This is a genomic window from Sphaerisporangium siamense, assembly GCF_014205275.1.
In the GTDB taxonomy this organism is placed as follows: Bacteria; Actinomycetota; Actinomycetes; order Streptosporangiales; family Streptosporangiaceae; genus Sphaerisporangium; species Sphaerisporangium siamense.
Map to the genome: position 1 here is coordinate 6,710,991 of NZ_JACHND010000001.1, position 11,828 is coordinate 6,722,818.

The 11,828-nt window shown below is 70.0% G+C and carries 10 protein-coding genes; 5 read left to right on the forward strand and 5 right to left on the reverse strand.

The window, feature by feature from the left end:
• Positions 1-174: 174 nt before the first annotated feature.
• Positions 175-429 (reverse strand): Smr/MutS family protein, encoded by a 255-nt coding sequence (locus BJ982_RS30660; protein WP_184614554.1) that lies wholly within the window; start codon positions 427-429, stop codon positions 175-177.
• Between the two features lie 302 nt (positions 430-731).
• Between BJ982_RS30660 and BJ982_RS40690 the strand changes: the two genes are divergently transcribed.
• Positions 732-4,118: a S8 family serine peptidase gene (locus BJ982_RS40690; RefSeq protein WP_203959213.1), complete on the forward strand. Its 3,387-nt coding sequence runs from the start codon at positions 732-734 to the stop codon at positions 4,116-4,118.
• Positions 4,119-4,245: 127 nt separating this feature from the next.
• On the opposite strand, the gene BJ982_RS30670 is transcribed toward BJ982_RS40690, so the two are convergent.
• Entirely contained in the window at positions 4,246-4,695 is a 450-nt protein-coding gene (locus tag BJ982_RS30670; RefSeq protein ID WP_184885788.1) for an ATP-binding protein, read from the reverse strand.
• Between the two features lie 305 nt (positions 4,696-5,000).
• On the opposite strand from BJ982_RS30670, the gene BJ982_RS30675 reads away from it, so the two are divergent.
• On the forward strand, positions 5,001-5,828 hold the full coding sequence (locus tag BJ982_RS30675) for a helix-turn-helix domain-containing protein (RefSeq protein WP_184885790.1): 828 nt from the start codon (positions 5,001-5,003) through the stop codon (positions 5,826-5,828).
• Positions 5,819-6,040, forward strand: coding sequence for a DUF397 domain-containing protein (locus BJ982_RS30680; protein ID WP_184885792.1), 222 nt, complete (start codon positions 5,819-5,821; stop codon positions 6,038-6,040). The genes BJ982_RS30675 and BJ982_RS30680 overlap by 10 nt, the downstream gene beginning before the upstream one ends.
• 83 nt (positions 6,041-6,123) lie before the next feature.
• On the opposite strand, the gene BJ982_RS30685 is transcribed toward BJ982_RS30680, so the two are convergent.
• The 3 genes from BJ982_RS30685 to BJ982_RS30695 all read right to left on the reverse strand — a co-directional run bounded on the left by BJ982_RS30685 (position 6,124) and on the right by BJ982_RS30695 (position 7,736).
• Positions 6,124-6,576 (reverse strand): iron chaperone, encoded by a 453-nt coding sequence (locus tag BJ982_RS30685; RefSeq protein WP_184885794.1) that lies wholly within the window; start codon positions 6,574-6,576, stop codon positions 6,124-6,126.
• Positions 6,577-6,734: 158 nt separating this feature from the next.
• Positions 6,735-7,289, reverse strand: a complete 555-nt coding sequence (locus BJ982_RS30690; protein ID WP_184885796.1) for a DoxX family protein — start codon at positions 7,287-7,289, stop codon at positions 6,735-6,737.
• A gap of 93 nt (positions 7,290-7,382) precedes the next feature.
• A complete protein-coding gene (locus BJ982_RS30695) occupies positions 7,383-7,736 on the reverse strand; it encodes a VOC family protein (protein ID WP_184885798.1) in 354 nt (117 codons plus the stop codon).
• Positions 7,737-7,932: 196 nt separating this feature from the next.
• Between BJ982_RS30695 and BJ982_RS30700 the strand changes: the two genes are divergently transcribed.
• Together BJ982_RS30700 and BJ982_RS30705 are read left to right on the forward strand one after the other, a co-directional pair.
• Positions 7,933-10,752, forward strand: coding sequence for an ATP-binding protein (locus BJ982_RS30700; protein WP_184885800.1), 2,820 nt, complete (start codon positions 7,933-7,935; stop codon positions 10,750-10,752).
• Between the two features lie 366 nt (positions 10,753-11,118).
• Positions 11,119-11,673 carry a hypothetical protein gene (locus BJ982_RS30705; protein ID WP_184885802.1) on the forward strand — a complete coding sequence of 185 codons (555 nt, stop codon included), beginning with the start codon at positions 11,119-11,121 and terminating at the stop codon, positions 11,671-11,673.
• Positions 11,674-11,828 lie beyond the last annotated feature (155 nt).

The following is an 11,828-nucleotide window of genomic DNA, read 5'->3' on the forward strand; positions in this document are numbered from 1 at the left end:
CCTGGATTGAGCGCCGCAAGAGCGCGCGAACCGCGAAGGCCGAGTCGGTGAAGCCGCCGGCCCCGGCCCGCGAGAAGGTGGTCCCATGCACACTCGCGCAGGTCGAGGCGCTCAGGAAGCGGTACGCCTCAGGCGATCAGCTTGAGCGTTCAGCCTGGCGGACGCGCTACGCCGCTACTTGTGCCGGAAGTACACGAACAGGCGGCCGTGGTTCTTGGCGTCCTTGTCGATGCGGTGGTAGAGGGCCTTGATCTCTTTTTGGTCCAGGAAGCGCAGGACCTTCTTCTTGAGCTGGCCTGATCCCTTGCCGGGGATGATCTCGACCTCGGTGGCCTTCTTCCGGATCGCCTCCTGGATGATGCCGTGCAGCGCGCGGTCGATCTCGGCGCCCCTGTTGTAGATGTCGTGGAGATCGAGCTTCAGCTTCACGACCGCGATTGTACGTCCCCGGGCCTGGAACGTTCTTCCAACTGCGCCGATCACACGAACTAACCGTGAACTGTCCGCTTTTGGTCAGATATTGCCGCAGATCAGTCTGTAAATCGACCTAGGCCGGACTCAAGTCCGCACTTAGACTCCCCCTGTGTTCGACCATCCGGCGGCGGCCGGACGGCCGGCACGTGTCGCCCAACGGGGAGGGTGAAGTCTCCTTCCCGTGTCGTCGTACGCGGGCGGCACGGCTTCTCCATGCCCTTTTGGCGGCAGGTCCCAGTGGTCCTCCAGGAGGTGCCGTGCCAAGCAATCCCCCGCCCACCCTTTTATCCCGTACACGCCGGTCATCCCGTTCGCGCCGGGCGCTGGCCGTCGCAGCGAGCCTCGTCGTCGTCGGCGCGATCATCCCCGCCGTCCCGGCCTCCGCGGCCCCGACCCCCGGGCCGGAGACCGCGTCCACCAGCAAGTGGAAGGCCACCGCGCTCACGCCCGCCGACCGCGTCCAGGGCGCCAAGTCGCCGAGCGGCAAGCTGGCCAAAAGCGACACCGCGCTGTTCAAGGCCACCGGAAGCGCGCCGGTGAACGTGGTGGTCAAGCTCGACTACGACTCGCTCGCCGCCTACAAGGGCGGTGTGGACGGTCTCAAGGGCACGAGCCCCTCGGTGACCGGAAAGAGCCTGGACGTCAAGAGCGACGCCGCGAAGAAGTACGAGAAGCACATCGAAGGCGTCGAGAACGCCTTCCTCTCCGCCTTGGCCGGGAACGTTCCCAGCGCCAAGGCCGGGCAGCGCCTGCGCACGGTGTACGGCGGCATCGCGGTGAAGGTGCCGGCCAACAAGGCCGTTGAGCTGCTCAAACTGCCCGGCGTGGCCGCGGTGCAGGAGGACAGGCTCCAGCAGCCGCTGACGGATTCGAGCCCGGACTTCATCGGCGCCCCGACGATCTACAACAAGCTGGGCGGCAGCCCGTCCTCCGGCAAGGGCGTGGTCTTCGGCAGCCTGGACTCCGGCGCGTGGCCCGAGCACCCGTCGTTCAAGGATCCGGGCAACCTGCCCGCTCCCCCGCCCACCAAGGACGGCACGCCGCGCGTCTGCGACTTCGGCGACAACCCGCTGACCCCCGCCACCGACGTCTTCGTCTGCAACAACAAGCTGATCGGCGGCAGGCCGTTCCTGGACACCTACAACGCCGTGTACAGCGGCGAGGTGTACCCCGACAGCGCCCGTGACTCCAACGGGCACGGCACCCACACCGCCACCACCACCGCGGGCGGCCCCGTGGCGGACGCGAACCCGCTCGGCATCAGCCGGGGACCGATCCACGGCATCGCCCCGGCCGCCGCGGTCTCGGTGTACAAGGTGTGCGGCGCGGAGGGCTGCTTCCCGTCCGACTCGGCCGCCGCCGTGGGCCGGGCCATCCTGGACGGCGTCCGGGTGATCAACTTCTCGATCTCCGGCGGCAGCGACCCCTACAGCGACCCGGTGGAGCTCGCGTTCCTCGACGCGTACGCGGCCGGGGTGTTCGTGTCGACCTCGGCGGGCAACTCCGGCCCCGGCGCGGGCACGACCGACCACCGCGCCCCGTGGGTGACCACGGTCGCCGCCTCCACCCAGACCCGGACGTACCGGTCGACCGTCACGCTGACCGGCACGGGCGGGGCCACGGCCACCGTCTCCGGCGCCTCGATCACGGCGGGCGTCGACTCCCCGCTGCGCATCGTGTCGGCCGCGGCGCCCCCGTACTCCGACCCGCTGTGCCAGAACCCGGCTCCTCCGGGCCTGTTCAGCGGCAAGATCGTCGCATGCCAGCGGGGCCCGAACCGGGTCCTGAAGAGCTTCGCCGTCCGGCAGGGCGGCGCGGCCGGCATGATCCTCTACAACTCCACGCCGCTCGACGTGATGACCGACAACCACTGGCTGCCGACCGTCCACATCGATCAGCCGGACAGCACGACCCTGCTGAACTTCCTCGCCGCCAACCCCGGCGCGACCGCGAAGTTCACCCAGGGCACCAAGACCACCTGGCAGGGCGACGCCATCACCTCGTTCTCGTCGCGGGGCCCCGGCGGCGACTTCCTCAAGCCGGACGTCACCGCCCCCGGCCTGCACATCCTCGCCGGCACGACCCCCACGCCCGAGTCGCCGCTGGAAGGCCCGCCGGGCAACTACTACCAGGTCATCGCGGGTACCTCGATGTCGGCGCCGCACGTGGCCGGGGCCGGCGCGCTGCTGTTCGCGCTGCACCCCGACTGGACGCCTGGCCAGGTCAAGTCCGCGCTGGAGACCACCGCCAAGACGGCCGGCGTCACCAAGCAGGACCGCACGACCCCGGCCGACCCGTTCGACCACGGCGGCGGGCGCATCGACCTCACCAAGGCCGGCGACCCGGGCCTGACCCTGGACGAGACCGCCGCCAACTACGCGGCCTCCTCGAACGACCCGCTCAACCGGATCGACCTGAACGTGCCGTCGGTGAACGCGCCGGTCATGCCGGGCGTCATCACGGCCAAGCGCAAGGTCACCAACGTCTCCGGCAAGACGCTCGCCTACACCGCCACCGGAACCGCCCCGAACGGCGCCTCGGTGACGGTGCTGCCGCCGCTGTTCAGCGTCAAGCCCGGCAAGACCGCCGAACTGACCGTCGTGATCACCGCGGCGGACCTGCCGGACGGTCAGTACTTCGGCCAGGTCAACCTGAAGCAGGTCGGCGGCAGCCGTGACCTCCACCTGCCCGTGGCGTTCTACCGTCAGGAGGGCGCGGTGCCGGTCGACCAGACCTGCGCCCCGGCCACCATCGCGCGGAACACCGGCGAGTCCACCTGCACGGTCACCGTCGAGAACACCACGCTGAAGGACACCGAGGTCACCGCGCTCACCACGCTCGACGCCAAGCTGCGCCTCAACAGCGTGACGGGCGCGACCAAGGTCGGCACGCAGATCGCGACGACCAAGACCACGCTCGCGGCACGCCAGCCCGACAAACCGGGCATCGCCCCTGGAATCGGCCCGGCGGGCTACATCCCGCTCGACGTGTTCGGCATCACGCCGACCCCGATCGGCGACGAGGAGGCGATCAACTTCACCGTTCCGGCCTTCGTCTACGCGGGTAAGTCGTACAACCGCATCGGCGTCGTCTCCAACGGTTACAGCATCCCCGGCGGCAGCTCCGGATCCGGCGACGTGAGCTTCACGCCGCAGACCCTGCCGGACGTCTCCCCGCCGAACAACGTCCTGGCGTCCTACTGGACCGACCTGGACGGCACGGGCGCGCCGGGCATCCTCGCCGGCACGCTCACCGACGGCGTGTCCACCTGGCTCGTCCTCGAATGGCGCGTCCACCTGTACGGGCAGACCGGCCTGAAGGTCTTCCAGCAGTGGATCGGCGTCAACGGGGCCGAGGACATCACCTACGCCTACGACCCCACCGCCCTGCCCGGCGACCCCGGCGCCACCTACGGCCTGACCGTCGGCGCCGAGAACGCGGAGGGCACGGCCGGCGGCCAGATCTCCGGCCCCCCGACCGAGGACTACCGCGTCCAGAGCACCCCCGGCGCCCCCGGCGGCAAACTCACCTACACCCTGAAGGTGAAGGGCGTCTCCCCAGGCGTCGGCTCCCTCACCACGGCGACCTCCACCGCCGAAGTGAAGGGCATCACCGTCGAAGTAGACAAGATCACCGTCCAGTAGCACAACACCAGGCGGGGCCGGCACCAACCGGCCCCGCCCTTTTTCTTTCCGCCCCGGATCCTTGTGACCCGGATCCTTGTGACCCGGATCGACGGCACGAGCCGGGAAGCTCACCTCGCATGGGTGGCTACTCCAGCACCTGGAACCACACCGACCGGCCCGGCCCGTCGTCCCGAGGCGACGCCCCCCAGGCCGACGCGATCTCACTGACCAGCCAGAGCCCCCGGCCACCGGCGCTGCCGGCCTCCGCCGGGCGGGCGACCGGCGCCCCTCCCGCCGCGCCGTCGTCCGCCACCTCGACGTGCACCCCCCGCACCCGCGACAGCAAGGAAACGCGCAGCGTCACCCACCCGTCGGCCGAACGGCCCGAGTCCGAGTGGGTCACCGCGTTGGTGACCACCTCGCTCAGCAGGAGGAGCACGTCGTCGAGCACGGGCGCGACGATCCACACCGCGAGCAGCTCCCGCGCCCAGGCCCGGGCCACCGGCACCGACGCCTCCACCGCCGGGAACGCCCTGCGCCACCCTCCCGCCGCCACCTCCCCGCCGTGCCGCAGAACCTGGTCGCCCGTGGTCATGTCATCCCCGTGAGGCCGCATTTCTCCCGTCCCGGACATGGCACGCCCGGACGGAGAAGGGCCGTCTTTTCGATGAGGCATCACGCGCATCCGTCCCTCGCTCAGGCGGCACATACTCCGCTTTGATTTCGCGTTCGAATAAAGAAGGCGTGTGCTTAGATTGCTCTCGTGACCGGTGAATCCATGACCGATCGGCGATCCATAAGATGACCCGCGATACCGAACGCTGGTATATCGAAACCGCTTTTCGACATCACGGAGTCGCATACGAATGGCCCGTTTTTCGCTGTTTCTGGAGGAAGGCAATGAGCGTCGAACCGTTTCCCGACCCCGGTTCCCCCCGCGCGCTCTTCGGCGCGGAGATGCGCCGCCTACGCGAGGCCGCCCAACTGTCCCAGGCCGCCGTGGCCGCCCGCCTCGGCTGCACCCAGACCCAGGTCAGCCGCCTGGAGGCCGCCACGCGCACCCCGTCGAAGTCCGACGCGGAAAGACTGGACCGCCTGTTCGCCTCGGCGGGCGGCACTCATTTCGCGAACTTGTACCGACGCATCACCGTGCGCCCGGGCGGGCCGATCTGGTTCAAGGGCTGGACGGACGAGATAGAACCGAACGCCCTGGTCCTCCGCTCTTGGGACCCGCTCTTGATCCCGGGCCTCTTCCAGACCGAGAGCTATGCCCGACACATCTTCGCCCAGGAACCCCAGATGGCGCCGGAGCGAGCGGAAGAACTGGTCGAAGCCCGCATGCGACGCCGACGGGTACTCGATAGAGCCACCCCTCCGATCGTTCACGTTCTGATCGACGCCGGAGTACTACGCCGCAAGGTCGGCGATCCCGATGTGATGCGAGAGCAGCTCGAATACCTGCTCAGCGCGTCCACGATTCCACATGTCTCCATTCAGGTCGTCGACCCTGAGTGTCTTCCTGGAATGGCAGGGCCGTTCATGATCGCGGAGTTGCCGCACGGTCAGCCACATACCGTTCACGCGGACTCTCCCGTCGAAGGACAGATCACAGTGGCCCCGGATTACGTGAATTCAGTCCAAAGGCGATATGAAGCCATACGGCTTTGGGCCTATCCTGAGCGGATATCGCAGCGAATGATCGAGGATGTGAAGAACGAATGGATCTGAGCGTCGCCGTCTGGCGGAAGTCAACGTACTCTTCCGGGAACGGCGGGCAGTGCGTCGAGGTGGCGAGCAATCTGCCGCGGGTGGTCGCGGTTCGCGACAGTAAGAACACTGGCGTCCCTGCCCTCCTGACCGCCCCGGGGGCGTGGTGCGCCTTCATCGAAGGCGTCAAGGCGGGACACCTGGGCACTCGCGTTGTCGGTGGTCGCCGCTAGCGTGCAGGGATGATCAAGTTACGAGGGCTCCGCCTGGCATCGGGGGCTTTGGTCGTGGTGGTGATGCTGGGCGAGGCGGCCGATCAGCCTTGCGCCTGTCTCACCAGGGCGGCGATCCGCTCTTCCACCTCGGGTGTCACCTCGGTCAAGGCGAAGCTGGTCGGCCACATGGGGCCGTCGTCCAGGTTGGCCGAGTCGTTGAAGCCAAGGGTGGCGTAGCGGGCCTTGAACTTGTCGGCGCTCTGGAAGAAGCAGACGACCTTGCCATCCCGGGCGTAGGCAGGCATCCCATACCAGGTTTTCGGCGCGAGGTCCGGGGCGTTTTCGGTGACGATGGCGTGGACGCGCTCGGCGATGGCCCGGTCGGAGTCCGGCATATCGGCGATCTTGTCGAGCACGTCCTGGAGCGCCAGTGCCGCCTTGTCGGCGCGTGAGGTGCGGCGCGCCGCCTTCTTCTCCTCCTCGGCGTGCTCCTTCATCGCGGCCCTCTCCTCGGCCGTGAATCCCTCGTAGCCGGTGCTCTGCTTGCCGCTCATCTGTCGATCTCCTTCAAGGCGCTCGGCGCGCCGCGTCCGATGTGCTGGTGATTTCCTTGATTCCCAGATTGACCTGGGATGCCGCTACTGCGGCGGGTGTCGGCGGGTGTCGGCGGGTCAGACGGCCGCAGCCTGGACCATGGCGGCCATCGCGCGGATCAGAATTGAGCGTGGGTCATCGTGTACCACGTCGGGGCGAACGTCAGAAGGGCTATCACGGCGAGGGCCGCAAGCGACTTGAGGAGGCGGGGGGTGGTCAGAGTAGCCGCAGAGGTAGGCCTGAGCGTCCATCGTCCGACCGTGATGAACGCTGCAACGCCGCCCAGGACGAGATTCGCGGGTATGAGGCCGTACTCACCGCGGATGAGATGGAATCCCGTCGCGAGGATCATCGTCAGGGCCAGGCCGGCCGCGGCGAGCGGCGTGAGCTTCGGCTTGACGCCCGTCATCGCGGGCAGGATGAGGCCGAGACCGCCGAGCACCTCAACGACTCCGATGAAGACGATCAGCGGCTGCGGCACGACCGCATACCAGGCTACGGCCCGAGGTGCGGCCGCGTAGAGGGCATCGTCATACAAAAGGACCTTGCCGAAGCCGCTGCCTGCGAAGAAGAAACCCCACAGCGCTTGAAGCGACCACAACACGCCGTTCAGCGTCAGCATAGTGATCCTGGCCTTGCCGGCAGGGCCGTTGAAGGTCTTGGCAGCGGTCATCGCCGTGCGCCTTGGACGGGCCGCTGGGCCGGCATTCGCGGTCATGGGTGTTCCTTTTCCGGGTGGGGTGGCTAAGGCTGGGGCGTGTGGTGTTCAGCGGTCCTGGAGCAGGCCCAGAACGTTGCCGTCGGGGTCGGTGACGGTGGCGACCACCCGGCCGCCGCCGACGTCGTGCGCGGCCTCCTTCACCACGGCGCCGGCGGCGGTGAGCTCGGCGAGCTTGGCTTCGATGTCCGGCACGTGCCAGTAGGCCACCGGCGAGGTCATGCCCTGCGGCCCGCCGCCCGGCACCAATCCGATGTGCTGGCCGCCGATGTCGAAGCCGACGTAGTACGGGCTGTCGGTCTGCGGCGGGCCACCGAGCAGGGCCGCGTAGACCTGCTTGGCCTTGGCCAGGTCGGACACGGGGTGCAGCACGGTCTTGATGCTCAGGGCGGTGTCGCTCATCGTCACTCCTAGGGTCGCGGTCCGATGTTCATCGGCCTGTTGTTCATGTGCCCTCAGCTTCGCCTCTCGGCAGGTCGGACCACATCCGTGGCGGCCACGGAACGCGAGCACGGAGCCGGCCACGGAACGCGAGCACGGAGCGGAGTCCCGTGCTCGCCCGGAGGGGGCACATTGGGACCTACGGCAGAATGGGACGATGGCGGCCACGGTGGACGTATCACCTCGGGAGGCCGAGGTCCTGGAGCTGATCGGCGAGCATCTCAGCAACGCCGAGATCGGGGCTCGGCTGTTCATCTCGGTGCGGACCGTGGAGAGTCACGTCTCTTCGCTGCTGCGCAAGCTGGAGGTGCCGGACCGGCGGGCGCTCGCCGGCCGGGCGGCCAGGCCGATCGCGGCTGACGGGACGACCGGGACGACGCACCCCGCGCCGGTCCTGCCGACGCCGTTGACCTCGTTCGTCGGCCGGGCGAGCGAGCGGGCCGAGCTGACCAAGATGATCGAGACCGGGCGGCAGGTGACCGCCCTCGGCCCCGGTGGGGTGGGAAAGACCAGGCTCGCACTGACGGTGGCCGCGGACGCGGCCGAAACGTACGCCGATGGGGTGTGGTTCGTCGACCTGGTGCCGGTCACCGGCCCGGGCATGGTCGCGGCCGCGGCCGCCGGCGCGCTCGGCCTCGGCGAGGAGCCCGGCCGCGATCTGACCGAGTCGGTGATCGCCGCGCTGGCCGGCCGGCACGCGCTGCTGGTGCTGGACAACTGCGAGCAGGTACGGGACGGGGTGGCGCTGTTCCTGGAACGGCTGCTGGCGGCATGCCCCCGGCTGGCGGTGCTGGCGACCAGCCGGGCCCGGCTGATGGTGCCGTTCGAGCGGATCTACCAGGTGCCGCCGCTGTCGCTGGGGGGCGACGGCGATTCGGACGCGGTCGCGCTGTTCACGGAAAGGGCGGCGGCGGTCGGCCGGTCGCTGGACCCGTCGCTGCGCGCCCAGGTAGCCGCGATCTGCGACCGGCTGGACGGGATGGCGCTGGCGATCGAGCTGGCCGCCGCCCGGTACCCCACCCTCGGCCTGGACGGCCTCACCGCCGCCCTGTCTCACCCGCTTCGAATGCTGACCGGCGGCTCCCGCGCCGAAGACCGGCACCGCTCGGTACGGGCCGCGCTGGACTGGAGTCACGCACTGTTGGAACCGTCCGACCGCGCGCTGCTGCGCCAGGTGTCATTGTTCGTGGCGCCGTTCACCGCCGCGGCGGCGGCGGAGGTGGCCGGGGTGGATGGAGGCATCGTCGCCGACGGGCTGGCCCGGCTCGCCGAGCAGAGCCTGCTGGTGGTGACGCCCGTGCCCGGCGGCACCGGCTACCGGGCGCTGGAGACCATCCGGCAGTACGGGACCGAGCGACTCGCCGAGGCCGGTGAGCTGGCCGAGACCCGATCCCGGCACCTGCGCTGGTGCCTGGCCAGGGCCGCCGACCTCGCGGCGGTGTCCCCGGACTGGCGGGCCCGCTTCGACGCGGTCGCCGACGACCTGCGCGCCGCGCTGAAGTGGGCGGCCGATCTGCCGGAGCACCGCGCTGACGCCCACCGTCTCGCCCGTTCGCTGGCGGACCTGACCTTCACCCGCCACCTGGTCGGCGAGTCCCAGGCCCGCTTCGAGCAGGCCGCCGCGCTCGCCGAGGACCCGGCCGACGCCGCGCCGATGCTGCGAAACGCCGCCGCCGTCGCCGGTTGCCGGATGCGCGGCGACGACATGTACCGCCTGCACCGCGAGGCCGCGGACGCCGCCCGCCGTGCGGGCGACACGGCGGGCGCCGCCACCGGCCTGGCGACCGTCGCGACGACGGCGTTCCGCTTTTCCAGCAAGTTCGTCCGCGTCCCACCCCGGGAGGAAGCCATCGGCCTGATCACCGAGGCCCGCGGCCTGGCCGGGGAGTCCCCGTCCGCTCAGGCGGCGGTGGCATTGGCCGAGGCCGGGATGGCTCTCCTGGATGCCTTCGAGACGGCCCAGAGCGGTGCGGGGGGTGGGCGCGGCGACGCGCTGCCGGAGACGATCAAGTGGGCCGAGCGGGCAGTGGAGCTCGCCCGGCGGACCAATGATCCGCTCGCTGAATCCGCCGCGCTTGACACGTTCGCCGCCGTCCGGAGTTGGGCCGGGGACACGTTCGGCGCGGCCGAGACGATCCGGCGTCGGGCCGGGCTCCTGGCCGCCGCGCCGGTCACCCCGGCCGGCACCCATGAACTGATCGACGCCCTCGCCGAGGCCGCCGAAGCGGCCCTCGGCATCGGTGATCTGCCCGGTGCCCGCCGCTGGGCCCGGCAGCTGGCCGATCATCCGCTGCTGGCCGAGGTCGGGCATCGCGCGACGAGCCTTCTGCTGGTGGCCGACGCGCTGGCGGGCAACGTCGACGAGGTGCTCACTGGCGGCGTCCGGTTCCTGGACACGTGGCGGCGGAGCGGCAGCCGGGACACCCCGGTCCTCGGCGCGGCGGCGGCAGGGGTCATCATGGTCCACGGCCTGCGCCACGACGACGAGGCCCAGCGCGAATGGCAGGAGGTCCTGAACCAGCCCGAAACCTTGTCCGAACACGCCCATGGCTACGGCGCGGTCTTCGACGCGATCCTCCTGCTCCACCACGGCCAGGCGGCGCGGGCACTGGAGCGGATGGCGCCCGATCCCGAAGAGGTCTGGCGATGGATCACCTGGACCTGGCTTCACTGGTACGTAGCGCTGCGCGCCGAGGCCACGGTGCTCGCCGGTAGCCCCAACGCCGCCGAACGCCTCGCCGACGCCCGGACCGTCGTGAGCGGCAATCCGATCGCCACCGCCATCGTGGAACGAGCCCAGGCCCTGCTCGACAAGGACCGGAAACGCGTGCTCGCCACAGCGGACGCGTTCGAGACCGCCGGTTGCCGCTACCAGTCGGCACGAAGCCTGATACTCACGGGCGGCGAGCACGCCGCCCGTGGCACGGCCCTGCTCTCCGACCTCGGACTCGCACCCATGGCCGTACCTGGCGGATGATCCTGTCGTTCTCATGAAGACCGCTGAGACGTAGCCGTAATGGCCACGTCAGGCCAGGCCCCTTTCCCGGAGCACGGCAGGGGGTGCGCCATCGCAGGCGGACGAGCCGACATCCGAGACCGAAGATCACCGCCCTGCGCGGTGGAGGCGTCAGCCTCACCGCGGCCGCGCCGCCATCACCTCCTGGCTGACCTGGTGCCGGCCGGCGGCGGTGACACTGCGCCGGCGCACCGCCTGAGCGGAGACATCACATCTACGTCACGCCGAAGTGACGCTCGGCTTCTGATGATGGGCTTGCCCCCTGTCCCCAGAAGAAGGGATCGAAAAAAGGCAGGTCAGCCAGACGCGCTCACACGGGAGACAGCGATGACGAGAAAGTCCGTGCGCCGGGTGCTCGCCGGTGCCGTGGGAACCTGTTGCCTCGCGGGAATGGTTCAGATGGCGGCGAGTCCGGCCATCGCGCAGGCGACGCACAAGGCGACGCAGCCGATCACCACGTCGATGCCCGCGGACAACGGAGACGACTGGGGCCGCGACCGGGACCGCGACGGCGGCTGGGACCGCGACGGCAGCTCCAGGCGCGGCAGAGACCGCGACTGGGACCGCGACGGCAGCTGGGATCGGGGCGAAAGCTCCAGACGCGGCCGAGGCTTCGAGCGCGAGCGCGAGATCAGCCCCCGGCGCGGCCGGGAGATGGAACGCCGCGAGATGGAGCGCCGCGAGAGCTCAAGGCGCGACTGGGACCGCGACCGGGGCGAAAGCTCCAGGCGCGGCCGAGGCTTCGAGCGCGAGCGCGAGATCAGCCCCCGGCGCGGCCGGGAGATGGAACGCCGCGAGATCAGCCCCCGGCGGAGCCGCGAGATGGAGCGCGGCCGGGAGATCAGCCCCCGCCGGAGCCGAGAGAGTGAAAGGCGGTACTGAGAGCAGCGCCGCCACGCTCTGACCCGTCATCTCGGCGGGTCAGGACGGCGCAGGATCCGCCCGGACGAGCAGCCGTTCCGGGCGGTCCTCGCTCAGGGGTCAGGCCGTGGAGTGACGCGGGCGTCCCGCCGTCTGTCCTCCCCCGACAGCACAGA